We start from the raw sequence: 26,997 nt of genomic DNA on the forward strand, positions 1-26,997 counted from the left end.
AGCCCAGCCCGCGACCGTGCAAACAGCACCTGAAAGCACAGGTGAGAACACACGGTCGGCGGTCGTTGTGGAATGTCCGAGTTCGCTTGCCAGACCAGGGCTTCGGGGGTAATTGTTCGAGGGTGACAGTCGATCGGGCGCAGACGTCGTCGCACCGGCGCAACTGGGAGGATCTACCCTCCGCCACCCGGGCGGCGGTCGAAGCGGTGACCGGTCCGGTGGTGCGGGCCGATTCGGTGATCGCCGGATTCAGCAGTCAACTCGCCACGGTGATCGAGACCGCCGCCGGTCGGACCTTCATCAAGGGTGTGCCGCAACGAGACCCGGAGGTGTGGACCCAGCATCGCGAGGCCGCCCTGGCCCGGCACGTGACGCCGGTGGGTCCGCGGCTGCACTGGCAGATCGCGGCGGGCGGCTGGGATCTGCTCGGATTCGAGTTCATCGCGGGGCATTTCGCCGACTACCGGGTCGATGCCGATCTGGCCGCGACCGCATCGGCGATGACGGCACTCGGCCGGCTGCACTGCCCGGCCGAGATCGAACTCAAGGACGCCGAGGTGCGTTGGGGCGCATATCTCGACGAGGACGCCGACACCACGGTCTTCGCCGGCGACGCGCTGCTGCACACCGATTGGAACTACAGCAACGTGATCGTCGACGACGAGACCGGTACGCACGCCCGGCTGGTCGACTGGCCGTGGGCCACCCGCGGCGCGGCCTGGATCGATCCGGGATGCTGGATCGTCTGGCTCATCTTCGCCGGACACGAACCCGCCGATGCGGAGACCTGGGCGGCGCGAATCCCGGCCTGGCACAGTGCCTCCGACCGCGATCTCCGCATCTTCTCCGGCGCGCTGGCCGCCGAATGGACCGCCACTGCCAATCGCCGCCCCAACTTCTGGACCCACAGCCTGCGGGATGCGGCGCGCCGCTGGGCCGCCCACCGCACCGGCCTGCGCTAGCGGCGACCGCCGTTCGCCGCCGCGATCACGCCATCCAATCGGGCGGCGGTGATCTGGCGTGCCGCGTTGGCGACCGCGGTGATCATGGCGCTGCCGAAGGCGCCGTGCCGATCGAACAGGGTGGCGGTGCCGGCGGCAATGCCGTTGCGGCTCAGGTGATTATCGGCTTCGAGTCCGATCCCACCGCCGTCCGGCATGCGTACCAGGGCCAGCGTGAGGTCGGTATTGATGAAGCCCACACCGGCGCTGGACCAGTTGGTCACCATACTGGTCTGCTCGGCCGCCATCGCGGCCAGGACGAAGGCCGAGGGGCCCTCCCCGTCGACCACGTTCACCGGATGTTGCCAGCTGCGTTTGCGGCTGCCGTTCTCGTGTTCGGACGGTATCCGCGTCCATTCCGCGGACGCGTCGCTGTGCCACAGTGGCGCGTCCGGCCCGTCGACCGGCGGGGCCACCTCGTGCGAGGGCGGCACCGGCTGTCGTTCGCGGGTCCAGATCTCACCCGGTGGTTGCTCGGACGGCTGCAGGAACACCACCGACGCGCGTGCCGCGGGTTCGCCGTCCTGGGTGACGACCGCGTCCGCGAGCCGAATGCGCTTGCCGTCCCGGACCCGGGTGGTGGCGACCGCGAGTTCGCGCATACGGGCCGGTTTGAACAGATCCACGGTGAGCCGGACCGGCACGAATCCGTCCCCACCGTGCCCGATCTCCAGGGTGCGGGCCAGCAGGCCGCACAACGCCGGCCCGACCACCTGGTCGGCCGACCACTGACTGGCCGCCATCCGGTTCGGCAGGAAGCCCTGCCCGTCGACCGCGAAATACCCGTGCGAGCTGTCCACTGCGTACCTGTCTCCTCGGGTCGCCGCGCGCCTGTGGCCGCCGGGGCGGGGCGGCAGACGGACCGGCGACACGACGCGCTGCTCGCCTCGGCGACAGCCCGCGCTCGCCGACGGCGACTGATCTTGCTGCTCCTGGCAGATATAGCACGGACGCAAGAACCTGTTCCAGGCCGGGCCCACCGGCCGGGACCCGGCGTGGCGCACGGCTGCGGGATCCGGTCGCCCGATCCGGCCGTCTTCTACCACATTTTTTCGACGACTTAACCAGCCGTCCGGTCCGTTGGGAAACAGCGCAGCAAGCCGACGGTCCGGCCGACCTGTCGCACCGGTCGGTATATCGTCGCCGCTATCGGATTCGGCGCCGGGCGGGGCCCGCTCGGCACCCCGCACGGCACCCGCCACAGCAACCCGTCAGCAGCCCAAATCCATGCTCTGACCGGCCATTCGATGTTGCAGATGTGCTTGCATCCGATCTCGACGTCGCCCTAGACTCGAGCCTGCAAGGCAATGCAGGGGACTACCCGTGAGCCGCAGGGTGAACCGGAAGCCAATTTTCGCCGAAGGATAATCGTGCGGCCTGGCGTCAGGGGCGTTCGGATGAACCAGCCAATGGGTCTCGGCCGACTCGGAATTATGGACCGAAACCGGGCCGAGCATCACATCACTTCGCGGGAAACCGCAACATCTTTCGTCATCAGTGCGGTCGAGTCCACCGGCGCGGCCACACGCGATGATTTCGATATCGATCGCATCGTCACCACCGCTCATGCGCTGGTGAACGATTGGGATTTCGACGCGATGCAACCGGAAGCCTTCTGGCGCATCGCATCCAGTTGCATCAAACAGTAACCTACACGGAATCAGCGGCCGCCGACCTTCGGGTCGGCGGCCGCTGATATTTCTCCGTCGGTTATTCGGCTGCGGAGCATCCGGCTGTCGGGTCCGGATCGGACTACCGTTCCGGAAGTGCGGCCGCAGCCTCCTTCATCATCTCGCGGGAACGCTCCGGCGGCTCGGCCTGCACACTGAGCCGGTCCATGACCTGACGGTACAGCTCCAGATCCTGTTGCCGATCCAAATACAGTGCGCTGGTGAGCTGTTCGAGATAGACGATGTCGGGCAGTTCGGGCTCGGCGAACCGGAGCATGGTGAACGAGCTGCCCGCGGCGGCATGCCCGCCGGCCGCGTACGGAAGCACCTGAATGGTGACGTTCGGTTTGTTCGATACCTCGACCAGATGATCGAGCTGCGCGCGCAGCACATGCTCGCCACCGATCGGCCGATGCAGAACCGCTTCGTCGAGAACGGCCCACAGCGTCGGCGCACCCGGACGGTCCAGGATCTCCTGCCGCTTCTTCCGCAGTTCCACCCGACGGGCGGCCTCGGCATTCTCATGACCGAGGGCCACCACCGAGCGGGTGTACTCCTCGGTCTGCAACAGCCCCGGCACCAACTGACCTTCGAAGGTGCGGATGGATTTCGAGGCGTGTTCCAGACCGAGATAGGTCTCGAACCATTGGGGTAGCAGATCGTTGTAGCTGTGCCACCAACCCGGCTGATTCGCCCGGCTCACCAGATCGAGGAAGATCTCGCGCTCTTCCTCGTTGGTGACACCGTAGAGCGTCAGCAGATCGCGGACGTCGCGCTCCTTGAATCCGGTGCGGCCCAGCTCGAGTCGGCTGATCTTGGCGTGGGAGCCACGGATGTGCTCGCCTGCCGCCTCACGCGTGATGCCGGCGGCTTCCCGCAGTTTGCGGAGCTGCCCACCGACCGCGATCCGAAGCGCTGTCGGACCGCGTTCGGCGACAAGCGAATCCACACGGCCGATCCGGACGGGCTCTGCCATCATGAGGTCTACTCCGATGCTCGACGATCACCGGCAGTGAGGGTATCAACCATCGAGAGCAGCTGGCCGAACATCAGGAATCACTGCCTCGTCGCGTACCGACACCGCGCCGAGTGCCATGCTACCGCTGATCACGCCAGATCGTCGAACTCTCCACTCTTCGCGCCGCGGAGAAACGCGTCGATTTCCGGGCGGGTGTAGACGAGCACCGCCCCTTCGGGATCACGCGAGTTCCGCACGGCAACCAGGCCATTGGACAAATCGGCCAATTCGACACAGTTCCCGCTGGGGTTGCTGAACGTGCTCTTGCGCCACACGGCTTCGGACAGGCGGCCGGCTGTGGTGGCAGTGGAATCGGTCATGACTGTCTCCAGGTTCGGTGGGGCCGAGCTCGGGCAGCGAGGGCCGGCACTCGGCGGGTCCGGATGAGCGAGCTGATGCCTACCTTCAGCTCTTGCATATGTTCGAGCAAATGTACTTGCATTTGAAACCGACGGTTTGAACGATAGCACGCGGGTTGGCTCGGATCGAGCCATCCGGAAAATCGGAAAAAACCAGCGCGACAAGGGCTTTTCCATTGACTCGTCATCTTTCGCGGGCCGCCGGAGCGGGCCGGAATCGAGCTCCGACCGGTCGGTTCTGTTCGAACCGGGGAAAACCAGCCGCCCCAGCGCCGCCGGCCTCCGGGCCCGTATCGAAGTGCGCATGGCCATCAACAATCCGGAAAGTGCGGCAGACTGCGGACCTGACGTCGGGTCTACCGGGCCGCAACGCAACTCGTTCCGCTCATACTCCGGACATTCGAGGACATGGGACGGTTTCAGGGCAGCCTGCGGGATCGGACCGGCGACGCCTGCACGACAGCCTGGCCCTCGCGTCACCTACCCGATCTGCCAAGGCGCACAACATGTCCGGCGCCACGCGAGTGTGCAGATGTACTTGCATTTGCTGTTTGCAGCGCCGTAAACTCGCTCGCACGACATGGCCGGACCACGCCGGAGCAGGCAGGCCGGAATCAACGGGGGGGCCGTGCCGGAAACTTGCTTCCGAATCTCTCGCAACGGTCGAAGGCATCCCATGAACCAACTGCTGCAGCATTCCGGTACATGCGATCACGCGGTGTCCGCACTCCGCGGTTCGAGCGCGGATCCGGCCGGTGACTGCGCCATCGAACCTCGGGAACTGACCCATCCCCGCGCTCGTGCCATTCTGTCCGCGCACGATCGTCATCTCGGTTGCCGGCAGTGGATCGCGGCGGCGGCATATCTGTCCGCCGGACTCGACGACGAATAGTCCGGCCGAGCTGTCAAGTCGGCTGGACGAACGAAAACCGGTCGCCGACACTCGCTTTCCGGATCAACGCGCACGGCCGGCTGTCGTCGGGGCGAATGCGCGATCTACCATGGTGACACTCGCACCACACCATCTGGCGGAACGAGCGCATCATGATATTTCTCGCGGTGCACGACGTCATAGTGGCCCAGGTCGGCAACCCGACGCCCGAGACTCCTCCGGCGGCGGACAAACTCCTGACCATGGTGCGCTACTTCACCTGGTTCATGCTGCTGTCCGGCACCACCGCGATCATCTTCGCGGGTGGCCGGTTCGCCTGGGAGAAGTGGAACGGCGGACCGCTGGAGTCACCGAAGATGGTGGCCGGCGCGCTGATCGGGGGAGTCGTGGCAACCAGCGCCGGCACCCTGATGAATTCGATTCTCGGGCAGTAACTTCCCGGCATTCCGAACGAATCGGGCGGAGCGGACCCATCGCCGCGCCTGCCCGTCGGTATAGGCTGGCCGGTCACGGGGCCGGCGCACAGCAGTGCCGTCCGATGGATCGGAAGGATGGGCCGGTGGCCGGCAGGCGGACCGATACGCGGGACCGGATCCGGTCGGTGGCGATGGAGCTGTTCTCGGCGAACGGTTACGAGCACACCTCGATCCGGGAGATCGCCGAACGGCTCGGCATCACCAAAGCGGCGGTGTACTACCACTTCCGGTCCAAGGAAGACATCGTCGTCAGCCTCGCCGACGATCTGCGGCACGGCATCGACGACATTCTGACCTGGGCCGCGGACCAGCCGCCCGGGCACGACACCGGCCGCGAGATCCTGCGCCGCTACGGCGCCGTCCTGCACCACACGGGGCGCGAGATGACCCGCTTCATGTACGAGAACCAACCGGCGTTTCGGCGGATGGGCGTGGGTTCGGCGCTGCGCTACCAGTTCCGGGCGGTCGCCGACGCCATGACCGCTCCCGATCACGAGCCACTGGCGGTCTTCCACGCCCGCCAGGCCCTGCTCGCCATCTCCTGGAGTGCCGCCATGATGGGCGATATCGACCTGACCGACGAGCAGTGCCGGCACGCCGCGGTCGAGGTGGCACTGGCGATCTACGATCGGCACTGAGCCGACGAATCCGGCGGCCGCACAGCGGGTTTCGGATCGGCTCTCGGCAATCGCGTTGCGCTACCGCACAATGGGAGCCGGGGGGCGATCGACCCGAGGACATCATGACCACACGCTGGACCCTGGCGGCAGCCGCGCTGATCGCGGCTCCCCTCGTGATATGTGGATGCTCCCACCAGAATTCCGCCCCGGTGAGTCCGGTCGCCCATCCGGTTCCGCCGGTCCGGCAAGGCGCTCCCGCCGTCGGCCCCGGACCGTCCGGTACGTACACCGTCGCCCCGCAGCCGGATCCCGGAAGCTGCCACTACCGGACCTCCGCTGCGGGACAACCACTTCCGGACCCGCACTGCACGCCCGGTGCGACCAACCCGAAGGTGACTCCGGAAACCGTCGCGTCCACGATCTGTGTCGGCGGCTACACCCGGTCCATCCGCCCACCCGCTGCCGTCACCGACCGGGAGAAGCAGGCCAACGCCCGCTCCTACGGCTACCCCGGCAACTTGCACGACGCCGAATACGATCACCTGATCTCGCTGGAACTCGGCGGCGACCCGAACGATCCCCGCAATCTGTGGGTCGAACCGCCCTCCCCCGACCACCGCCCCGGGTCCGGACCGAACAACCCCAAGGACGCGGTGGAGAATCAGCTCCACGCACTGGTCTGCTCCGGCGCGGTGCCCCTCGGCGCCGCCCAGGACGCCATCGCCGCCGATTGGACCACCGCCCTGGCCGCGGTCGGTCATCCGAGCGGAAAGTAGCCGAGCGGTAGGTCAGCCGGCGGTGGTTTCCCGACGCCGCACGAGGCGGTTCACCACCGGGTACGCGGCGCAGACCAGGACAGTCCACACCAGACCCACCACCAGCGCGGTGCGACCGCTGTCGGTCCAGAACAGCAGGATCACGACCAGGCCGAGGAAGGCCAGGGCCAGCACGGAGGTCACCGGCGCACCCGGCAGGCGGTAGTCGCTGGCCGGCAGGTCGCCGCGCCGGACTCGGGCGCGATAGATCAGGTGGCAGACCAGGATCATGCCCCAGACGAAGATGATGCCGATGGTCGACACCGAGGTGATGTAGTTGAACGCCTTGTCGGGCGAGATGACGTTGACGAGCACCCCGATCACCATCATCGCCGCCGACAGGATGATGCCCGCATACGGCACCCGCCGGCTGCTGAGACCCGAGAGCGCGACCGGCGCCTCCCCCCGCAACGACAGGCTGCGGACCATCCGCCCGGTGGAGTAGATACCGGAATTGCACGACGACAGCGCCGCGGTGAGCAGCACGAAATTGATGATGCCCGCCGCGCCCGGGATTCCGATCTGCTCGAAGACCTCGACGAACGGGCTGCGCCCGGAATGGAAGACCCGCCAGCTCGACACCGACATGATCACCACCAGCGCCCCGACATAGAACAGCCCGATGCGCAGCGGCAGCGAGTTGATGGCCCGGCGCAGCGTGCGTCGCGGATCGGCCGCCTCCCCCGCGGTCACGCCCACGAGTTCCACGCCCACATACGCGAACAGCACGATCTGCAAGGCCAGCAGCGCCTGGCCGAACCCGTTCGGGAAGACGCCGCCCTCCGCCCAGAGGTTGGTCACGGTCGGATCCGGGGCGTGGCCGAAGCCGAAGATGAGCACGCCGATCCCGATGACGATCATCGCGACGATCGCGGTCACCTTGATCGCGGAGAACCAGAACTCGCCCTCGCCGAACAGCTTCACCGAGATCAGATTCGCCGCGAACAGGACACCGAGCACGACCAGCGCGGTCAACCATTCGGGGACGGCGAACCAGTACTTGACGTATTTTCCGGCGACGGTGATCTCCGCCATGCAGGTCGCCACCCACACCGCCCAGTAGGTCCAGCCGGTGACGAAGCCGGCGAACCGCCCGAGGAATTCGTGGGCGTATTCACCGAAACTGCCCGACACCGGCCGGTAGGTCAGCAGCTCCCCGAGCGCCCGCATGATCACGAAGATCGCCAGGCCCGCGGCGAGATAGCACAGGATCAGCGCCGGGCCGGCCTGTTCGATGGCACCGCCCGCGCCGTAGAACAGTCCGGTGCCGATCGCACCACCGATGGCGATCATCTGGATGGTTCGCGGGTTCAGGCCGCGCTGATAGCCCTCTTCACCCGCGGCCGTGAGCGCTGCCGCGCCCGTCGCCTCCGGTTTCCGCTCGGTCGTCATATCGGAGCACCGTACCGGGTCGCCGCCGGGGCGCGAGCGCAGCGACCCCGTCGTGAACCACATCACAGGTCTTGTCCGCATTTGCTTGTGAGCGCACAATCATTGTGTGCCCACAAGTAACTCCGTGCCGAGCTCTCGCCGCAAGACGATCGTGCTGGTGACGTGCTGCCTCAGCCTGCTGATCTCGTCGATGGACGCGACGATCGTCAATCTCGCGATTCCGACGATCCGTACCGAGATGGCCGCGCCGCTGTCGCGCCTGCAGTGGATCGTCGACGTCTACACGCTGACCCTCGCGAGTCTGCTGATGCTCTCCGGGGCCACCGCCGACCGCTTCGGCCGCAAGCGCATGTTCCGGATCGGGTTGAGCGTCTTCGCCTTCGGCTCGCTGCTGTGCAGTGTGGCGCCGAATATCGACATGCTGATCGGCGCCCGATTCGTCCAGGCGGTGGGCGGCTCGATGCTCAACCCGATCGCGATGTCGATCATCACCACGGTCTTCACCGGCCGGGTCGAGCGGGCGCGGGCCGTCGGCGTCTGGGGTGCGGTGGTCGGCATCTCCACCGCACTGGGCCCGATGGTCGGCGGCGGCCTGATCGACGCGCTCGGCTGGCAGTCGGTGTTCTGGATCAATTTGCCCATCTGCGTGGTGGCGCTGATCCTCACCACGATCTACGTGCCGGAATCCAAGTCGACCACCGCCCGCGGGATCGATCCGCTGGGCCAGGCGCTGGCCGTCGTGGTCATGTTCACCCTGGTCTTCGGTCTGATCGAGCATCGCCCGGCGATCCTGGCGGTGACCGCCGTCGCGCTGGCCGGGTTCGTCCTCGTCGAATCGCGGCACCGGTCGCCGTTCATCGATCTGCGCTTCTTCCGCAGCGTGCCGTTCTCCGCGGCCACCCTCACCGCGGTGTGCGCGTTCGCCGGACTCGGGGCGTTCCTGTTCAGCGCCTCGCTGTATCTGCAAGGCGTGCGGCATTATTCGGCGGTGCACACCGGACTGCTGTATCTGCCGATGGCGCTGGGCATGCTGATCTGTTCGCCCCTGTCGGGACGATTGGTGGGGCGGTACGGGACCCGGCCGTCCCTGGTCGCGGCCGGAATTCTGATGACCGTGGCGGCGATGCTGCTCACCACGCTGCGGGCCGGCACACCGATCTGGCAACTGATCGTGATGTTCGCCGTCTTCGGCGCCGGCTTCGGTGCCGTGAACGCGCCCATCACCACGGCCGCGGTCAGCGGGATGCCGCTCGACCGCGCCGGAGCCGCCTCCGCGGTGGCCTCCACCAGCCGTCAGGTCGGTGTCAGTGTCGGTGTGGCATTGTGTGGCCTGCTCACCGGGGCGGGATTGTGGTGGGTGGTCGCCGCACTCGCGGCGAGCATCGTGGTCCTGGGCATCGGCGCCAACACCGGATGGGCGCTGCGGTCGCGTGACCGGATCACGCCCCTGCTCGACAACAAGGTGCCCGCCCATGCCGGATGACGAACTCGCCCCCACTCCCGACGAGGTGTGGCGGCTGCTGACCGACGTGGTCAAGGACACCCGCGACGCGTGGAAGCGCGCGGTGGTGGAGCGAACGGGTATGCCGTTCAGCAGAACTCGCGTGCTGCGGCGGTTGCTGCCGGGACCGCTGCCGCTCAAGGAGCTGGCCCGGGCCGCCGCGATGGACGCGCCCGCCACCACGGTCGTGGTCAACGATCTCGAGGCGCGCGGGCTGGTCTCGCGCGAGATCAGCCCCGACGACCGCCGCTGCAAACTCGTCACGATCACCGCGGCCGGCCGCGACGTCGTCGAGTACGCGATGGCGACACCGGACCCGGCCCCGCCGTCCGTCGCGGCGCTGTCGGCCGAGCAGTTGCGGACCCTGCGCGATCTGCTGCGACTCCTCTAGGCTCGGAACGTGGCCGAAGAGACAACACCGGAGTGGGCGCCCGGCCTGTCGTCGGGTTTCGAACTCGGCACCGACGGGCCGCGGGTGATCATGGTCGGCATCGACGGTTCCGATGCCTCGTGGCGGGCGGCGGCCTATGCCGCCGGCCTGGCCCGCCGCCAGAACTCGCTGCTGGCAATGGTTTACGTCCAGCCCTGGATGGCGATGGCCGGCGCCTACGGGGTGGATGTGCAGGGCGCGACCGCGGAGATGGCCGAGGATCTGGCCCGGCAGGTTCGTGAGCACGCCGAGAAGGTCAAGGACGTCTACCGCACGCGCTGGAAGTTCATCACCCGCCGCGGCGATCCGTTCACGGTGCTGGCCGAGGCCGCCGACGAACTGAAGGCCGACGGTGTGGTGGTCGGCGCTTCCGAGAAGGCCGGGCATCGAATTGTCGGGTCGGTCGCGGTGCGTCTGGTGAAAGCGGGGCGCTGGCCGGTTACTGTCGTGCCCTGAGGCCCGTCGGCGTCCCGGGTGATTGGGACGCGACATCGGGGGAACCCGCCGGAACGAGACCGTTGAGGAAAGGGTTTTCACTATGTTGATTCGCCGCCTTGCCCGACCGCTGCTGGCATCGGTATTCGTCGTCGACGGGGTCGACACCCTGATGCATCCGGAGCCGCGGACACAGGCCGCCACCACCCTGGTATCTCATGGAGAACAGCGCCTACCGGATTCGGTGTCGGCGAAACTGCCCGCCGACCCGGCGAAGGTGGTGCGGATCAATGCCCTCGTGCGGGTCGGTGCGGGGACGCTGCTGGCGCTCAATCGCGCACCGCGGATCTCGGCACTGGCGCTCGCGGTGAGCGTGGTGCCCGCGACCGTCACCGAGCAGGACTTCTGGAACGAGTCCGACGCCCAGCAGCGCGCCGCGAAACGCACCGCGTTCCTCAAGGATGTGGGGCTGCTGGGCGGTCTGCTGATCGCCGCTGCGGATACCGAGGGCAAACCGTCACTGGGCTGGCGGGGCCGTCGCGCCGCGCGCAAGGCCGCCGCCGCGCTGCCGTTCACCGCGACCACCGCCGACACGGTGCGAGATCGCTTGCAGCAGCAGGCCGTTCGCGGTCGTGAATTGGCCTCGGTGGCCGCCGACAAGGGCGCGGATCTGGCCGCGGTGGCGCAGTCGCGCGGTGCCGAACTGGCGTCGGTGGCGCAGTCGCGCGGCGGCGAACTCGCCGAGGCGGCCCGCGAACACGGTAGCGAATGGGCCGATCTCGCGCGCAGCCGCGGCGCCGAACTGGCCGGCACCGCGCTGGACCGCCGCGGCGATTGGGCCGACGCGGCCAAGCGCCGCGGGGCCGATCTGGCCGGCTCGGCCCGTGAACACGGCGAAGAATGGGCCAAGCTCGCCAAGCGCAAGGGCGCCGAACTCGCCGACAACACCGGCGATCACCGCGGTGACTGGGCCGATCTGGCCAAGAGCCGCAGCGCCGAATGGGCGGAAGCGGCGCGCGAACACGGCGGGGAATGGGCCGAGGTCGCCAAACAGCGGGGTTCGATCTTCGCGCGCCGAGCGCGCGAACGGGCCGAAAAGGCCGCCGAACTCGCCCGCGAACGCGCCGAGAAGGCCGCCGAAACCGCCCGTGACCGCTTGGCCGACGCGCGGCAATAGTCGCCGGACCGGCGCCTTCCTCCCCGGCCCCGGATCAGCTGCCGGTGAGGAAGGCGCCGATTTCGGCGGCGACGACCTCGGGTCGATCCAGCATCGACAGCACATAGGCGTCATCGATCTCGACCAGCCGTCCGCGCGGCAGCAACTCGGCCAGACGTCGCCCGTGCGCGCGCGGCATCGCCTTACCGGCCGAGGACCACAGCACCAGCGCGCGGCCCGGAAAGTTCCGCAGCGCTTCGGTATCGGCGACGAGCTGGGCTCGGGGCGGCAGCACCCGGCCGTACTTGCGTACGTCACGGCCGATCGCCCGGTTGCGCAGCGCCGGCTCGGTCCAGCCACGCATCAGCTCGTCCGGCACCGGCCGGCGGGCCATCTGACCATAGATCAGCGGTGACCGGCGCAGCAGGCCGATCCGCAACTGGCGCAGCACGATCGGCAGCGCGCCGGGCACCCGCAGGGCGAACGCGGCGAGCTTGCCGGGTAGCCCCGGGGGGAAGTTCTCGAAGGCCTCGCACGGCAGCACGATCAACTGTGCCACCCGTTCGTCGAGACCGTAGGCCGTGAGGAACAAGCCACCGCCCCAGTCCGAATGCACCAGCGTCACGTCCCGCAGGTCCAGGGCCGCAAGGAAATCCGCGATCACCACATTCATACCGCGCATGCTCAGATCGGCGTCCGGGTGCATGGGTTCCGGGTGGGCGCCCAGCGGCAGGTCCGGGCGAATGTAGCGAAAACCGCTGGGCAGCAGAGGCAGCACGCGATCCCAGACGGTGTGGTCGATCAGCAGCCCGTGCAGCAGGACCACCGCCGGGCCCTGCCCCTGTTCGACGTAGTGGATCGGGCCCGCGGGAATCCGGACGACCGGCATACTGCCCACCTTTCGCATCACGCGACCACCCGGCCACGCCGGTGACGCGCTCGGCCGGTACCAGGGTCGGCGGAAACCGCCCTCGATCTGCTAGAACATACGCTCTAGAGCGTATGCTCTAGTATGGGAGGATGTCCGAGACCATGTCAAGCCCCACCGCGGAACGCATCGTCACCGCGACGGCCGAACTCATGCGCCGGCAGGGGTACGGCGCGACCAGCGTCAAACAGATCACCGCGGCCGCCCACGCGCCCATCGGCTCGCTCTATCACCACTTCCCGCAGGGCAAAGTGCAGATCGCGGCCGCCGCCCTGCGCACCAGCGGCGCCGCCTACATTCAGCTGCTGCCCCTGCTGATGGACCCGGAACCCGACCTGCGCGCCGCCGTGATCGCCGCCTTCGACGCAGCCGCCGCGACCATCGAGGAGTCGGACTGGATGAACATGTGCCCGGTCGGCACGGTGGCCGGGGAAGTCGCCGACAGCGAACCGGCGCTACGCGAGGTGACCGCCGAGGTGATGGATTCCTGGATCACGCAGGGCGCCGCGTACTTCCGGGCCCGCGGCCTCGCCGAGCCGGCGGCCCGCACGTTCGTGGTCGCCCTCCTCGGCGCACTGGAGGGCGCGTTCATTCTCAGCCGCACGCTGCGCACCACCACGCCGATCACGACGGCCGGACGCGCCATGGCCGCATACCTCGACGAACTGTCGGCGGCCGAATCGGCCACCCCCGCAGCGGGACTCGACGACCGGACGATCAGCCGACAGTGAATTCCGGGGTGGTCCCGGTGAATCCGGTGATCGCCCCACCGCCGTCGCGCCGATCGCCGAAATAGCTGATCCGGTAGCGGCCGGTATCGGCATCGCCGGGGATGGTCCAGTGCACGGCGACGACCGAGGCGGCCGGCTGCCCGGGCGGACGCGACCAATGCAGCTCGGTGCACCAGTCGTTGTCGTCGAAGACGGGCCGCCACTGCCCGCCCCGCTCCTGCTGTACCTCGAAATAGGTTGCGCCGGTGCGGAAATCGTTGTTCGGATGAGCGCCGCAGAACTCGACGGTCACGGTGTCGCCGGGGCGGTAGGCCGGCTTCGGGGCGGTGACGACCTCACCGAAGGAACGACCGGCCACCGGCAGATCGGCGGGCACCGGCGGGAGCAGATCCGGTTGCGGGCCCGAGGTCCAGTCCAGCGGTGCCGGGCCTCGGCCCAGGTCGACGCGGGCGGCGACGGCTCGGGCCAGCCGATCGAATTCCTGCACGTAGGCCGGCAGCGTCCATCGTCCGTAGAGGGTTTCCCCGCCCTCGTACTGCTGCACCTCGTACTCCTCCGGGGTGGTGACGTAGCCGCAGTAGCCGTTCGAATACCCTTGCAGCAGCACGTTTTCCAGCGGCACCGACAGCGCCTGCGCCACCACCCGGCGGATCCGCAGACCGGAGACCACGGTGTATTCGGCGGGTCCGGAAGCCAGCACCAGATCACCGATGCGCAGAATCTGGATCGGCACCGTGAGCGGCACCCACGGCCGCGGCGGCAGTACGCCCAGCGGCGCCACGATCAGCTTCGGCGCCTGCACATCCCGCATCCACTGCTCGACCGGGCCGTCGAGCCCGCCGAGCGCGGCCACCACCGGATTGGCGTCGCCTTCTTGCAGGAACGACAGCTGGGTCTTCCAGTTGTCCTCCGAGCTCGTGGCGGCCGCCGCCGCACCCATCATCGCCGGTGCCGTGCGCGCGGGTTTGCCGTCGGGCGTATAGGCGCCGTCGATGGCGAGATCGCCCATGTTCAGATACCGCAGTGCCGCATCCACTCCCCCACTGCGCATCGGGCGGGCGGCATCGAACGCGGCACGCCCGGCGCGGTATTGGCGTTCGCCGATCAGTGCGCAGTTGAGCCGGTTGTCCTCGGTCGGCCCGGACGGATGCCACGGTGTCAGACCGAGGTTCGGGGTCATGTCCCCGGCATTGGTCTGGGCGAAGGCGGCCACGAATCCCGGCGCGCCGGCGTCGCGCCGCACCCCCATCTCGTCGTGCTCCCAGCGGTAGCTGGCGTAGCCCTTGTTGTCGGCCGAGATCAGGGTGTTCGCGTCGGTCAGCGAGGTGCCGTGGGTGGCGAACCAGGTGATCGCGCCGATATCGCGGTTCCCCTGCCGCAGCCGCAGCACCGTGACCTGCGGGTCGATGGCGTTCGGGAATTCCGATCGATCCTCGGGCGGATTGCGGTCGAAGGCGATGCGGGACCGGTTGGCCGACGCGTCGTGGAGTTCGCCGTGACCGAGCGACAGCGTGCCGGGCGCCAGATTCTCGTGCGCGGCCACCAGCGCCGCCACGATGCCGTCCACCTCGGCCTGATGGGAATTGTTCCGAAAGCCGTAGGCGGCAAGGGAATAGGCGTATTCGCGCGCGGTACCACCGCAGGAATTGTGGTTGTGGGTGGCGTTGAGATTGACGTTGCGCTCGGTGTAGAGCGAGCCGAAGCGCTGCGCCAGACGCTGCATGACGGCCAGGTGGACCGACTGGAACAGGCAGGCGATATCGGCGTTGACGAAGGCGACGCGCTCGCCGGTGGCGCGGTCGACCACGATGTAGGCCCGGGCCCAGGTCCGCATCAGCAGGCCCGTCGCGACCTGATCCAATTCGGAGTAGCCCATCATGCCCTGCCCGGCGACCGCGCCGGTGACATCGGCGATCCCGGCGCCGACCAGATATCCGGTGCCCCCGTCGGTGCCGTCCCCGGGCGCGGCGGCCGCGGAACCGGGGACCGCCACCCCCGCCGCGATCGCGGCACTCACGGTGCCGGCCAGCATCGATCGCCGGGTAAACGTCACTGATCGCTCCTTCGACTCCGGCCGCGACGCTGCGGCCGCCTGGTCCATCGGTGTGCACCGGAGACTACTGGTCATTCGTCCAGTACGCTAGACCTGACGGCCCCGCGATATCACTCGATCGGCGCGGTCAGTGGCAGCGCGATCACCGAGGTGCCGACATGGACCGTGAACGCGCCGGGTTCGACGGCCCAGCCGTCGCCGGCCCAATGTTGGAAGGCTCGCTGCGGCAAGGCGATCCGAATGCGGCGGCGGCCGCCGGGTTCCGCGGTCACCGTGGCGAAGGCGGCCAGCCAGCGCACCGGACGCTCGACCGCGCTGTCCTCCCGCGAGAGATAGACCTGCACCACCTGCTTACCGGTGCGTTCGCCGATATTGGCCACGGTCACCTCGACCTCGTGGCCGTCGACGGTGAGATCGCTCAATTCCCACACCGTGTAACCGAGCCCGTGCCCGAACGGATAGGCCGGTTGCACGCCCGCGCGCAACCATGCCCGATAACCGATGTGCACCCCCTCGTCGTAGCCGAGCGTGCCGTCGGGGCCCGGGACGACCTCACGCACCGGAACATCCGCCAGACGTTTCGGCCAGGTGGTGGGCAGCCGGCCGCCCGGCTCCACGGCGCCGGTCAGCACATCGGCCAGGGCGGAGCCGAATTCCTGCCCCGGGAACCAGGTCAGCAGCACGGCCGCCACGTCCTCACGCCACGGCATCTCCACGGGTGCACCGGAATTCACCACCACCACGGTGCGTGGATTCACCGCGGCGACCGCCGCGACCAGTTCGTCCTGGCGTCCGGGCAGGGCGAGCGTGGTGCGATCGCGCCCCTCGCTCTCCAACTGTTCGGTGGTACCGACCACCACCACCGCCACCTCGGCACGTCGCGCGGCCTCGATCGCGGCGGCGAACTCGTCTTCGGGCGCGCGCCGCGGGCGGGCGACGACCAGTGCGGCGCCGAGGATCATGCCCAGCCCCGCGGCGCCCTCCGCCGCGGCGGCGACGGTGATCCGCACCGCCACCTCCTGCCCGGCGGCGAGTTCGCGCTCGACGTACCGCTGCGGCGGATCCAATAGGGCGGCAACGGGATCGGAGCCCTCGAAGGCGATATCGGTATCGACGACGACCACGTCGTCGAGCTCGACCAGCACATGCCCGAGCGCCGCCACCCCGATCCGCCAGCTGCCGGCGGTATCGGCGCGCAGCCGGGCCCGCAGTTCGATGGCGGTGGCGGAGGCGGCATTCGGATCACCGAACAGCACCAGCCGTCCGGCGGTCCGGTGCTGCACATCCAGCACCCGCTCGCCGTCGAGGTAGCGCAGGGACAGGCCCGCGGTTCCGGTGTCCGGATCGGTCGCCAACTCGAGCGGGACCGGAATCGGATCGTCGCTCGAACGCACGCCGGGTGTGTATCCGACCGGAAGCACCGCCGCCAGACCCTCGACCGGAGTGACGGTGTGCGTCGGAATCACGGTGGCGCTACCGCCGCCCTGATACCGCGGCTCCGCGGCGGCGGGCCCGAGTAGCGCGACGCCCGTCTCCGGTGCCAGCGGCAGCACACCGTCGTTGTGTACCAACACCATCGCGGCCGCGGCGGCGCGGCGTACCAGTTCCCGGGCCCGCTCGTCGGAGAAGGTCACGCCGTCGCGGACCACGGGCGCGACGCCCGGCTCCGGCGCCAGCCCGCCCACCCGGTCGGCGAAACGCAGAATGCGACGAACCTTGTCGTCGATCGCGGATTCGGGGACGATGCCCGCCTCGACCGCGTCGGCGAGCGCCCGGCCCCACAGCGGCGAGGGGCCGGGCATACACAGATCGGTGCCTCGCGCCGCACCCTCGGTACTGCGCACCGCGGTCCAGTCCGAGACCACCACGCCGTCGAATCCCCAACTGCCCTCGAGTGGTTCGTCCAGCAGCGGCGATTCCGTCATCGTCGTCCCGTCGACGCTGTTGTACGCGGCCATCACCATCCAGGCGCCGGCCTCCACCGCACGTTCGAACGGGTACAGGTACACCTCGTGCAGCACGCGCGTGGCCACCCGCACGTCGACGGTGAAGCGGTCGGTCTCGGAATCGTTGGCCACGTAGTGCTTCGGGCAGGCGGCGACACCGTGGGCCTGCACGGCACGAACGTAGGCGGCCGCGATCTCGGCGGTGAGCATCGGATCCTCCGAGAAGCATTCGAAATGCCTTCCGCCCAGCGGGGTTCGGTGCAGATTCACCGTGGGGCCGAGCACCGCGTGGACCTTCTTGCGCCGGGCCTCGGCCGCGATCAGCGCGCCGATCTCGGTCAGCAGGTCCCGGTCCCAGGTGGCCGCCAGGGCGGTACCCGAGGGCAGGCTCACCGAGGGGTCGCGTTCGTCCCAGTTCTCGCCGCGGACACCGGAAGGGCCGTCGGATATCGGCATCTCGCTGAGCCCGATCGCGGGATCGCCCGCGGTGCGGAACATTCCGGCACCGGAGATGAGTCGTAGTTCGGCCGGCAGATCCAACTGCTTCATCAGCTGCTCGATCCGGTCGTCCATCGGCTGCCCCGTTTCGTCTCGACTGCGCGTCGGCCTCGACGCTACGCCGACGTCGCGGCCACACGCCGACAATCCCGGCGCGCGTCGGCGGCTACCGCAGCCGCAACCGCACGGCGGCTACCGCAGCCGCAACCGCACCATCGGCAGCGTGTCGACCGGCGCGCCGGTCGCGCGCTCGATCACCGCCCGCAGGTTCGCCCATGCTGCCGGATGTGCGCGCCGGTACTGCTCGAGGGCCGCGGCGGAATCCGCGGCATTCATGGACTCGGCGCGGCCCGGCACCGCGCGCCGCAGCCCGGTCCACACCCGCACCTCCGGCCGCGCCTCGATATTGCGGTACCACTGCGCACGCACGCCGAATCCGGAGGCGACGACGTAGTCCGTGGGCGCGGGATGGTCGACCACCTCCAGCACGACGTAGCGCTTCGCCCCGCTGCTGCGGCCGATATGTTCCATCATCAGCAGCCGCCGCCCGAAGAGGAAGCCGAGCCCGGCTCGGTAGAGCGCGATCGGGGCGCGGGCCAGAGCGCGGGTGCGCAGAGCCCGGGCACCGAGCGCCGCCGCGGTATCGGCCAGGGTCATGACTTCTCCTTACCGATATCGAGTTCGCACACGTTCGGGTCGATCGGCCGGTGAAGTATAACTCCGTGCCGACCCGCAGCCGATCGATTACCGCAGCTACCGCCTGCGGCACGACCCACCGGACCGGGAACCGGCGCGCGTGTGGAGTTGGTCCCGGGTCCGGCCGGTGTGATAGGGAATTGTCGTGTCATGCACCCCTTCCGTTCAGACCGCCGACACCGCCGGGCCGCCATGTCCGCGCCGGTGAGTGAGGCGGCCACCGAACGGGACCGGGCGGTGGAATACCGGCACGATCTGGACGGGTTGCGGGGCCTGGCCATCGCCTTGGTGGTGGTCTTCCACATCTGGTTCGGCCGGGTTTCGGGCGGGGTGGACATCTTCCTGGTGCTGTCGGGCTACTTCTTCACCGGTTCGCTGCTGCGCCGGGCCGGGTCCGGTGCGGCGGTCGGGATCGGCACCACCCTGCAGCGAACGGCGCGCCGGTTGCTCCCGGCGCTGGTCGTGGTGCTCGGCGCCGTCGTCGTGGCGACGGTCACCCTGCGACCGTTCACCCAGTGGGGTGATCTGGCCGGTCAGACCCTGGCGTCACTGCTCTACTACCAGAACTGGCGACTGGCACTGACCTGGTCGGACTATCTCGCCGCCGATCCGTCTGTGAGCCCGCTGCAGCATCTGTGGTCGATGTCGATCCAAGGCCAGTACTATCTCGCGGCGCTGCTGGCGGTCGCGGCGACGGTGGGGATATGCCGTCGCCTCGGGCGCACCGAGCTGATCCGCCCCGTGCTGGCCGTGGTGATCACCATCACCGCGATCGCATCGTTCCGGTACGCCGCGCACGGCTCGGCCACCCATCAGGGCTGGAACTACTACGATTCCGCGGCCCGCGCCTGGGAGCTGCTGGTCGGCGCCGGATTGGCGCTCGCCGCCGGTTCGATCCGCCTGCCGCGGGCCGTGCGCGCCCTGCTGGCCGCCGCGGGCCTGGCGGTGGTCGCGGTCGGCGGGTGGATCACCGACGGCGCCAACCAGTTCCCCGGCCCGCCCGCGCTGTTGCCGGTGGGCGCGGCGGTGGCGCTGATCCTGGCCGGCGCCGGCATCTCCGCAGCACAGCGCCCGCGTCTGGTGCGCATGCTCGCCGCGCGCCCGCTGGTTCGCCTCGGCGATCTGGCCTATTCGCTGTATCTGTGGCACTGGCCGGTGCTGATCTTCCTGCTGGCCGAGCGCGGCGGATCGCGGGCGGGTGTGGGCGGCGGGCTGGCCGTCGTGGCGATCTCACTGCTCCTGGCCGCGGCCACCTACCGCTATATCGAGCAGCCGCTGCGGATGCAGCAGCCGAAACCGCACAATTCGGCGCCGATGTTCGGGCCGCGGTATCGGCGGACCGCGGCCGTCGCGCTGGCGGTGACCGCGGCCGTGGTCGCCTCGGCCGCGGTGACCTGGAGTGCCGTCGTGCAGACCCATCCGCCGCGCCCGGTCGGCGCCCTCGACCCCGTGCGGTATCCGGGCGCGGAGGCACTGGCCGCGGGCGCGCCCGTCCCGCAGGCACGCATGCGGCCCACCCTCTACGAGGCGCCGGCCGAACTTCCCAGCCCGACCGTCGACGGCTGCATCGCGGACTGGGATCACCGCGAGGTGGTCACCTGCACCTACGGTGTCGCCGATGCCCAGCACACGCTCGCGGTGGTCGGGAACTCCCACGCCGAACACTGGATGCCGGCGCTTCAGCAGCTCGCCGAACAGCATCGCTTCCGCATCCTCGTGCATCTGAAGATGGGTTGCCCGCTGACCCTCGACCAGAACGCCATGTACAAGGGGGAACCGAACCCCGACTGTCGGGACTGGTCGCGGGAGGTCATCGACCTGCTGGGCGCCGAACGACCCGATTGGGTGTTCACCACCGGCACCCGCCCGGTCGACGCCGGTGGCGACGAAACCCCGCCCGATTATCAGGACGTGTGGAAAGCCCTGTCCGACAAAGGGATCAAGGTGATCGCCATCCGCGACACACCGTGGTTGCGTCGCGACGGAGTGCGTTATCGCGCCATCGACTGCCTCGCTCGCCACGGCGACCGGATCAGTTGCGGCATGCGCCGCGCCGACGCCCTGGCGCCGGTCGACCCCGCCCTGGACGCCGCGGCGGCCTTTCCGAACGTGTTCCCGGTCGATCTGACCGACGCCGTCTGCGAACGCGACGTCTGCCCGGTCGAGATCGGCAATATCCTCGTCTACCACGACGAGCATCACTTCACCGCGAGCTACGCGCGCTCGCTCGCGCCCGAACTCGGCCGGCGGTTACAGCCGTTGCTGGGCTGGTGGTGAGCGTGGCCATCGGGGGACGATCAGCCGACGAGACCGGATGGGTCACCCGCTGCCACCCCGATCCCTCCGGCCGGAACTGAGTCAGCCCGATCCCCGAATCCGGGATGTCGAGCCGGTGCAGCAGGGTGGCGATGACCTGCCGGCTCATCACGGCCAGCTCGTGCGTCGGGCGGTTGCGATGGTGCCGTACCCCCAGATCGGCCTCACCGATGGCGTCGCGGCCGAACCGGCGCCACGCGTCGAGCAGGATGCCGATCTCGACGCCGTAGCCGGGCGCGAACGGAATTCCGGTGAGCAGCTCCCGGGTGGCCGCGTATTCGCCACCGAGCGGCTGGCGCAGATCGGCCAGCTCGGGGGCGAGCGCGGTGAGCAGGGGCCGCGCCACCAGCTGGGTGACCCGGCCGCCGCCGTCGCTGTCGCCGTGCGGGTCGTCGCCGAGGGGACGCCGGTAGAACCCTTTGACCAAATGCAGGCGCGGGTCCCGCAGCAGCGGACCGATCAGGGCCGGGACGAACCCCGGATCGGGGTCGTGCAGGTCGGAATCGATGAAGACGACGATGTCGCCGATCGTGACGGCCAATGACCGCCACAGCACCTCCCCCTTACCCGCCCGCACCGCGACGCGGGGCAGCGCCTGTTCCCGGGTGTAGACGGCATCCGCGCCGGCCGCGACCGCCCGGGCGATGGTGTCGTCGGTCGAGCCGGAGTCGACGACGACCAGTTCGTCGACCAGGCCGCCGACCAGATCTCGGATCGAGGCGATCACACCGGTGATGGTGTCGCGTTCGTTCAGCGCCGGAACCACCACCGAAATCCTGCGCTCCCCCTTGTCCCGGATCAGCTCGGCGACGTCGAGAACCCGTGCGGGGCACGGTCGTTCGGCAGTGTGTGCGGAATACGACATGGCTATCTCCTCAGATTCCCGGGTCCATAACATCGGTGGTCAGCAAGGGCCAGAGGCGATCCCAGGTGTCGCGGGGGCCGCTGCACCGCCACAGCGTCACGTGCGCGTCGATGCCGGGAAACCCGTGCGGATCGTCGAGCCGCTCCACCGGCTCGACGGTGGCGAACACGCGAGTCAATCGGCTCTCGGCGGCGTCGGTGTCGACGGAGACGATCGTGGTGGTGCCGGCGTCGGGGTGACCGAACTCGGCGAAGCCCCGGTTCGGGCTGTAGACCGGCGGCAGGTCGGGTCCGCCGAGCCGGCTCAGCGCCGCTGCCTGCCAATAGGTTCGGGTCAGGATCGCGGTCTGTGCGCGGTCCGTACCGGATCGCCCGACCGCGCGGACCACCCCGGCGACCAGATCGTTCCAGCCGGTGGTGCCGGATACCCGCATGCGCGTGGACAATTCGGCCCGCGTGGTCACCACGTCCGGCTGCCCGCCCGACGGGAACCCCAGCACCACGGTCGCCGCGATCGCGACCGAGGTCGTCGCCGCGGTCGCCACGCCCGCCCGCCACCACCGCACCGGCCACCGCCGTACCGTCACCACGGCGCCGGCTGCGAACAGCGCCGGCAGCAGGCCGGCCGCGTAGTAGGGACGCCCACCCGTCACCGCCACGAACAGCACCACGAGGACGGCGGCGACCGCGAGGAATCGGTACGGCCGCAACTCGGTGAGCAATCCATGCGTGCCACAACCGATCAAGACGACTCCGAGAACTCCGGCCATCAGCACCAGTTGCATCGGCAGCCCGGCGGTGCCGCCGGTCGCCGCCTGCTGTTCGGCGCGGATCACTGCGCCCATCGCCAGTTGCGGCCAGTCGTGTCGCCACTGCCACAGCAGGGCGGGCGCCGCGGAGACGCCGGCGATACCGGCGGCGATCCACAGTGCGGGACGGCGCACGAGAGTCCGCGGCCCGCAGCAGCCGAACCCGATGCCGAGGGCGACGGCGAACACCGGCAGCAGCAGCTTCACCTGCAGATCGATCGCGGCCACCGCGCCGGCGACCACCAGCAGCCGGTCGGCGCGCAGCCGCACCCACCGCACCAGCAGCCAGATCACGATCGCGGTCGCCGTGCTGTCGAGGGCGAAGGTGGACAGCGATGCGGTCTGGGTGATCAGATACGGGCAGCTCGCATAGCCCAGCGCGGCGAGGATCCGCGCGCCGCGCCCGCCGCCGAATTCGCGTGCCAGCCAGGCCGTCACGAGCACGGACATCGTCCCGGCGAGAACGGCCGGCAGCCGCAGCAGGGTGCGGGAGCCGGGGGCGAGCGTATCGGCGGCCCGCGCGAACATCGGGATCAGGGGTCCCTGATCGACGTAGCCGGCCGCCGGGTGGTATCCGGCGACGACGAAGTACAGCTCGTCGCCGAACCAGTCGTAGCGCGCCGCGCGCACCAGCAGGACAGCGGTGGTCACGACCACGATCAGGACCGGAACGCCGGCTGGGGCCGGAAGTCGCACCGCGCCAAGGGCTTTCGTGGCCCGGAAGCGCAGCTCGGCGGGCCCGCTCACACCCACCCCACCGGCCACCGGGTCGTCACGGTAACGCGGCTCCGACACGTTCGGCGCCGGCGACCTCGCGGCAGAGCTCGGTCAAGGTCGCCAGGTAGGTCGTGATCGCCTCGTGCGCTCGCGGGGTATCGGGGAAGACCATGCTCAGCGTCGTGACGTCGGGGAAGCGGTTCACCCACAGATAGACCTCACTGGAGCTGGCCCGATTGCCGTAGAGCCCGCCGTTGATCCGATCGAACATCTGCGCGCCCGCCATCCGGCGCACGTCGACGTAGGACACCATCGGCGCCGAGAACCCGAGCGTTGTCCGGATTCGCGGATCGTCGGCGGCCAATTCCAGGACCCGATGGATCGGGACGTCGGCCAACTCCTTCGCCGCGTCGGCCTGCGTCTGGGCCCGTCCGACCAGCGAGGTGAACGTATCGCCGGGACGCACCGCCACCGCGACCGGTACCAGGCCGGTGTACCACCCGATCGACCCCTGTTCCCCCGGCGTGCTGCGGGTGTTGACCGGGGTGAAGACGAAATACCGCTCCCGCCCGGTCAGGAGGAATTCGGTGCGGGCGATGGCCGCGAACAGTCCCCCCAGGAACTTGCCGCCGAATTCCTGGCACACCTGCTCGAACCGCACCGCCTCGGACTCCTCGAACAGCGGCACGGTGATCTGCGCGCCGCGGGTGAATCCCGCGGTACCCGGCGCCACACCGAGATCCATCGGGAACGACGGCACCGAACCGCCGTGCCGGACCAGCAGTTCCAGCCACCGGCGCACCGGCGACGAATCGACCGTCAGCGCCGCGTTGTGGTTCAGTTCCCGCGCGCAGTACGCCAGATGGCCGTCCACCGGTTCGATCGGCACCTGCCCGCCGGACAGTTCGTTGCCGTAGAGCATCAGCAGATCCACGCACGACAGCGCCTGGCCGACGCCGTCGGTGTGCAGATGGTCGACGGCCGCGTAGACGGTGAACGAATCGCCCCGGTCGATCACGCCGAAACCGAAACAGTCCCAATCGAATACCTCGCGCGCTTGGCGCTGGATGTGGCCGCGCACCGCGTCGCTGTCGGTGAATTCCCCGATATCGTGCGGCTCGAACGCGATCTCGGCGGGATCGGCGACGTGGCGGGCGATGCGCTCGTCGACATCGCAGGTGAACCAGCTCCAGAAGGTGTCGTGGCGGCGGACGAAGGCGGTGACCGTCCGCGTCATCGCGTCCCGGTCCAGCGGAGCGGGAAAATCGAAGGCGATCATGCACAGCCGGGAGGCGCGGGAACCGAGGTCGCGCTGGCGATAGGCCGCGCGCAGGTATTCCCGCTGCTGATAGGACGGGCCGACCGGGTGCTCGGGGGCGGCCAGTACCGCCGCTCGCGACTGCGGGGTGGGCGACCAGGCGATCAGCCTGCCCGGCTGGGGATGCCATTCGTCCAAGAAACCGAAACCGACCACGGAGACCCTCGTTTCGTCCAGAAGTGACGGACCGACCCGTCGGCGCCGGCCGCGCCGCCGGGTCACGCGGACCGAGTCAACGGCACGCGCGTCCATCCGCCAACCGCCGCCGCCGAAGTTTGTGACCTTCCCCAGATCGAGTGGAGGCGGATAGGCCGTCGATCCCAACAGTTCGCGGATCACCTTGCGGCAGTGAGGTTCGCGAGCCTACGTTGACCGCCGTCCCGGCCCCCGGAGCGAGAGAGGTACCCGGATGGATCGCCGCACACAACTCGCCGCGCTGCTGGCCACGGCGCTGACGGCGGCGGTGTTCGCGGCCCCGGCCGTCGCCGACGAACCGCCGCCCACACCGGTGCCCGTCGCGGCGGTGACCGCCGCCGCCCGGCCGGCAGCGGACGGCGCGCAGCTGATCGCGGTCGACGAGGACGCCGGCGGCATGTTGAATCTGCGCGTGCACTCGGCGGCCATGGATCGCGAGATCGGCGTGAAAGTGCTTCGCGCACCGGACGGTTCGGCGCCGGCGCCGGTGTTGTATCTGCTCAACGGCGCCAGCGGCGGATCGGAATCGAGCAGCTGGCCCGAACAGACCGATATCGTCGACTTCTTCCGCGACAAGCAGGTCACGGTGGTGACCCCGATGGGCGGGAACGGCAGCTACTTCGCCGATTGGCGCGCCGACGATCCGGTGCTCGGCCGGCAGCGCTGGGCGACCTTTCTCACCGCGGAGTTGCCGCCGATCATCGATTCGGCCTTCCACGGATCCGGCGCCGCCGCGGTGGCCGGAATCTCGATGGCGGGCACCTCGGTATTCCAGCTGGCGCTGGCGGCGCCCGGCCGGTATCGGGCGGTCGGTTCCTACAGCGGGTGCGCTCGTACCAGCGATCCGCTGGGACAGGCATACGTGGACGGCGTCGTGTTGCGCTGGCACGGTGATCCGCTCAATCTCTGGGGGCCGCCGACCGATCCGCTGTGGGCGGCGCACGATCCGTACGTCAATGCCGAGCGGTTGCGGGGTGTGGCGATCTATGTCGCGACCGGCACCGGCATTCCGGGCCCGTTCGACACTCCGGACGGTCCCGGCATCCACGGTAATACGCGCAAGCTCGCCGAACAGCTCGTCTACGGCGGCATACTCGAGGCCGCGACGCACAATTGCGCGGTGGCGCTGCGGGAACGGCTGAACGGCCTGAACATTCCCGCGACCTTCGACCTGCGCCCGGTCGGCACGCACTCCTGGGCGTACTGGCAGGAGGATCTGCACCGCTCCTGGCCGCTGTTCGAACAGGCGCTGACCGGCTAGTTCCCCGCTCCGATCCGGCGGGCGGCGGCCCGCATCTCACGCACGTACTCCGCGCGGGCGGCGGGACCGACGGCCGGGTCCAGCGGGCCGATCTGCAATTCCATCGTGACCCGTTCGTCCGCACCGACCACCGGGACGCTGAGATAGCTGATCGGCAACTCGCGTTCGCTGTCGAGATCGGCCCGGCTGTGCGCCGCGCCGCCGATCGTGCTGAGCAGCGTCAGCACCCGTTCCCGCAGTCCACGCCCGGCGGGATGGTCGGACAGGTGATCGACCACCTCGGCCAGTACCCGCAAGGTCGGCAGGCTGTTCGCATCCAGGCCCCAGGCGCAATAACCCAGCGCCCGAACGGTTTCCAGAACCCGTTCGAATTCGCCGCGCCGCTCGGGCGGGGCCTGTTGCAACCAGGACCGTTGGGCCGGCAGGCCGGCGTGCGCGAGGATCGCGGCCCCGGCGGGCGGGCGCAGCGGGATCCGGGTACCCGCCTCGATACCCGCGGGGATGGTGCCGGGGCCACCGGCCACCGAGACGAAGATCAGTTCCGGGCCGGCGATCGAGGTGAGGGCGGCGCCGCAGCCCACTCGCTCGGCGAGGCGCCGCACCTGGGCGTCGAGATCGTCGCGATCACGCAGTCGGTCGCGCAGGCGCCCGGCCAGAACCAGCAGCGCCGGTCCCGGTTCGTAGCCCAGATCCGGACGCCGCCGCACCCATCCGGACTCCTCCAGCGTGGCCAGGATCGACCCGACGGTGGAGCGGCTCAGCCCGAGGGTGTCGGCGATCTCGGCGGAGCTCAGCGCGGCCTCGTGCGCGGCGAGTAGTTCGAGTACCGATACCACCCGCCGGGTCGGCGGCGAACTCTCCGCGCGTCCGGTGTTGCCTGTCGGCACGAGGTCTCCTAAC

25 protein-coding genes are annotated in these 26,997 nt (G+C 69.3%); 13 read left to right on the forward strand and 12 right to left on the reverse strand.

Annotated features, from left to right (window positions below):
- Positions 1–122 precede the first annotated feature (122 nt).
- On the forward strand, positions 123–962 hold the full coding sequence (locus ON37_RS10310; RefSeq protein WP_040718685.1) for a hypothetical protein: 840 nt from the start codon (positions 123–125) through the stop codon (positions 960–962).
- Here ON37_RS10310 and ON37_RS10315 read toward each other — a convergent pair.
- The gene (locus ON37_RS10315) at positions 959–1,801 is read right to left on the reverse strand and encodes an acyl-CoA thioesterase domain-containing protein (protein ID WP_051031422.1); all 843 of its coding nucleotides are present in this window, start codon (positions 1,799–1,801) and stop codon (positions 959–961) included. The two genes, ON37_RS10310 and ON37_RS10315, sit on opposite strands and share 4 nt — an antisense overlap.
- 507 nt (positions 1,802–2,308) lie before the next feature.
- Here ON37_RS10315 and ON37_RS10320 point away from each other — a divergent pair.
- Entirely contained in the window at positions 2,309–2,650 is a 342-nt protein-coding gene (locus ON37_RS10320) for a hypothetical protein (RefSeq protein WP_245553141.1), read from the forward strand.
- A gap of 103 nt (positions 2,651–2,753) precedes the next feature.
- Here the strand turns inward: ON37_RS10320 and ON37_RS10325 are convergent, their stop codons facing one another.
- A complete protein-coding gene (locus tag ON37_RS10325; RefSeq protein ID WP_040718688.1) occupies positions 2,754–3,650 on the reverse strand; it encodes a Sco1979 family transcriptional regulator in 897 nt (298 codons plus the stop codon).
- Between the two features lie 128 nt (positions 3,651–3,778).
- Complete coding sequence (locus ON37_RS10330; RefSeq protein ID WP_040718689.1) at positions 3,779–4,009, reverse strand: DUF397 domain-containing protein; 231 nt, start codon at positions 4,007–4,009, stop codon at positions 3,779–3,781.
- A 757-nt stretch (positions 4,010–4,766) separates the two neighbouring features.
- Here ON37_RS10330 and ON37_RS10335 point away from each other — a divergent pair.
- The 4 genes from ON37_RS10335 to ON37_RS10350 all read left to right on the forward strand — a co-directional run bounded on the left by ON37_RS10335 (position 4,767) and on the right by ON37_RS10350 (position 6,812).
- Positions 4,767–4,940 carry a hypothetical protein gene (locus tag ON37_RS10335; protein ID WP_168441333.1) on the forward strand — a complete coding sequence of 58 codons (174 nt, stop codon included), beginning with the start codon at positions 4,767–4,769 and terminating at the stop codon, positions 4,938–4,940.
- Positions 4,941–5,092: 152 nt separating this feature from the next.
- Entirely contained in the window at positions 5,093–5,374 is a 282-nt protein-coding gene (locus ON37_RS10340) for a hypothetical protein (RefSeq protein WP_040718691.1), read from the forward strand.
- A 125-nt stretch (positions 5,375–5,499) separates the two neighbouring features.
- Positions 5,500–6,054: a TetR/AcrR family transcriptional regulator gene (locus tag ON37_RS10345; RefSeq protein ID WP_157171406.1), complete on the forward strand. Its 555-nt coding sequence runs from the start codon at positions 5,500–5,502 to the stop codon at positions 6,052–6,054.
- A gap of 104 nt (positions 6,055–6,158) precedes the next feature.
- Positions 6,159–6,812, forward strand: coding sequence for a hypothetical protein (locus tag ON37_RS10350; RefSeq protein ID WP_040718693.1), 654 nt, complete (start codon positions 6,159–6,161; stop codon positions 6,810–6,812).
- Between the two features lie 12 nt (positions 6,813–6,824).
- Here ON37_RS10350 and ON37_RS10355 read toward each other — a convergent pair whose 3' ends face one another.
- On the reverse strand, positions 6,825–8,243 hold the full coding sequence (locus ON37_RS10355) for an amino acid permease (RefSeq protein ID WP_040718695.1): 1,419 nt from the start codon (positions 8,241–8,243) through the stop codon (positions 6,825–6,827).
- A 106-nt stretch (positions 8,244–8,349) separates the two neighbouring features.
- Here ON37_RS10355 and ON37_RS10360 point away from each other — a divergent pair, with 106 nt between their 5' ends.
- From ON37_RS10360 to ON37_RS10375, 4 genes are all read left to right on the forward strand, one after another.
- Entirely contained in the window at positions 8,350–9,726 is a 1,377-nt protein-coding gene (locus tag ON37_RS10360) for an MFS transporter (RefSeq protein ID WP_040718696.1), read from the forward strand.
- On the forward strand, positions 9,716–10,135 hold the full coding sequence (locus ON37_RS10365) for a MarR family winged helix-turn-helix transcriptional regulator (protein ID WP_040718698.1): 420 nt from the start codon (positions 9,716–9,718) through the stop codon (positions 10,133–10,135). The genes ON37_RS10360 and ON37_RS10365 overlap by 11 nt, the downstream gene beginning before the upstream one ends.
- A 9-nt stretch (positions 10,136–10,144) precedes the next feature.
- Positions 10,145–10,630: a universal stress protein gene (locus ON37_RS10370; RefSeq protein ID WP_245553142.1), complete on the forward strand. Its 486-nt coding sequence runs from the start codon at positions 10,145–10,147 to the stop codon at positions 10,628–10,630.
- Between the two features lie 82 nt (positions 10,631–10,712).
- Positions 10,713–11,786, forward strand: coding sequence for a DoxX family protein (locus ON37_RS10375; protein ID WP_040718699.1), 1,074 nt, complete (start codon positions 10,713–10,715; stop codon positions 11,784–11,786).
- Positions 11,787–11,820: 34 nt separating this feature from the next.
- Here the strand turns inward: ON37_RS10375 and ON37_RS10380 are convergent, their stop codons facing one another.
- On the reverse strand, positions 11,821–12,654 hold the full coding sequence (locus ON37_RS10380; RefSeq protein ID WP_040718730.1) for an alpha/beta fold hydrolase: 834 nt from the start codon (positions 12,652–12,654) through the stop codon (positions 11,821–11,823).
- Between the two features lie 131 nt (positions 12,655–12,785).
- Here ON37_RS10380 and ON37_RS10385 point away from each other — a divergent pair, with 131 nt between their 5' ends.
- Positions 12,786–13,424, forward strand: coding sequence for a TetR/AcrR family transcriptional regulator (locus ON37_RS10385; protein ID WP_083892875.1), 639 nt, complete (start codon positions 12,786–12,788; stop codon positions 13,422–13,424).
- Here ON37_RS10385 and ON37_RS10390 read toward each other — a convergent pair.
- The 3 genes from ON37_RS10390 to ON37_RS10400 all read right to left on the reverse strand — a co-directional run bounded on the left by ON37_RS10390 (position 13,411) and on the right by ON37_RS10400 (position 18,578).
- On the reverse strand, positions 13,411–15,477 hold the full coding sequence (locus ON37_RS10390; protein ID WP_085997265.1) for a neutral/alkaline ceramidase: 2,067 nt from the start codon (positions 15,475–15,477) through the stop codon (positions 13,411–13,413). The two genes, ON37_RS10385 and ON37_RS10390, sit on opposite strands and share 14 nt — an antisense overlap.
- A 110-nt stretch (positions 15,478–15,587) precedes the next feature.
- Entirely contained in the window at positions 15,588–17,996 is a 2,409-nt protein-coding gene (locus ON37_RS10395; protein WP_040718705.1) for a beta-glucosidase family protein, read from the reverse strand.
- 117 nt (positions 17,997–18,113) lie between these two features.
- On the reverse strand, positions 18,114–18,578 hold the full coding sequence (locus tag ON37_RS10400; protein ID WP_040718706.1) for a nitroreductase family deazaflavin-dependent oxidoreductase: 465 nt from the start codon (positions 18,576–18,578) through the stop codon (positions 18,114–18,116).
- A 231-nt stretch (positions 18,579–18,809) separates the two neighbouring features.
- On the opposite strand from ON37_RS10400, the gene ON37_RS10405 reads away from it, so the two are divergent.
- A complete protein-coding gene (locus ON37_RS10405) occupies positions 18,810–20,894 on the forward strand; it encodes an acyltransferase family protein (protein ID WP_051031424.1) in 2,085 nt (694 codons plus the stop codon).
- Here the strand turns inward: ON37_RS10405 and ON37_RS10410 are convergent.
- From ON37_RS10410 to ON37_RS10420, 3 genes are read right to left on the reverse strand one after another with little or no spacing between them, the layout of a single operon-like run.
- Positions 20,821–21,798, reverse strand: a complete 978-nt coding sequence (locus ON37_RS10410) for a glucosyl-3-phosphoglycerate synthase (protein WP_051031425.1) — start codon at positions 21,796–21,798, stop codon at positions 20,821–20,823. The two genes, ON37_RS10405 and ON37_RS10410, sit on opposite strands and share 74 nt — an antisense overlap.
- A 10-nt stretch (positions 21,799–21,808) precedes the next feature.
- Positions 21,809–23,401, reverse strand: coding sequence for an ArnT family glycosyltransferase (locus ON37_RS10415; protein WP_051031426.1), 1,593 nt, complete (start codon positions 23,399–23,401; stop codon positions 21,809–21,811).
- Positions 23,379–24,797, reverse strand: a complete 1,419-nt coding sequence (locus ON37_RS10420) for a condensation domain-containing protein (RefSeq protein ID WP_040718733.1) — start codon at positions 24,795–24,797, stop codon at positions 23,379–23,381. The genes ON37_RS10415 and ON37_RS10420 overlap by 23 nt, the downstream gene beginning before the upstream one ends.
- A 253-nt stretch (positions 24,798–25,050) precedes the next feature.
- Between ON37_RS10420 and ON37_RS10425 the strand changes: the two genes are divergently transcribed.
- On the forward strand, positions 25,051–26,097 hold the full coding sequence (locus ON37_RS10425; RefSeq protein WP_040718708.1) for an alpha/beta hydrolase: 1,047 nt from the start codon (positions 25,051–25,053) through the stop codon (positions 26,095–26,097).
- Here the strand turns inward: ON37_RS10425 and ON37_RS10430 are convergent.
- On the reverse strand, positions 26,094–26,984 hold the full coding sequence (locus ON37_RS10430) for a helix-turn-helix domain-containing protein (RefSeq protein ID WP_040718734.1): 891 nt from the start codon (positions 26,982–26,984) through the stop codon (positions 26,094–26,096). The genes ON37_RS10425 and ON37_RS10430 overlap by 4 nt on opposite strands.
- Positions 26,985–26,997 lie beyond the last annotated feature (13 nt).

The sequence above is a fragment of the Nocardia veterana NBRC 100344 genome (genome assembly GCF_000308855.1).
GTDB classification, from domain to species: Bacteria; Actinomycetota; Actinomycetes; order Mycobacteriales; family Mycobacteriaceae; genus Nocardia; species Nocardia veterana.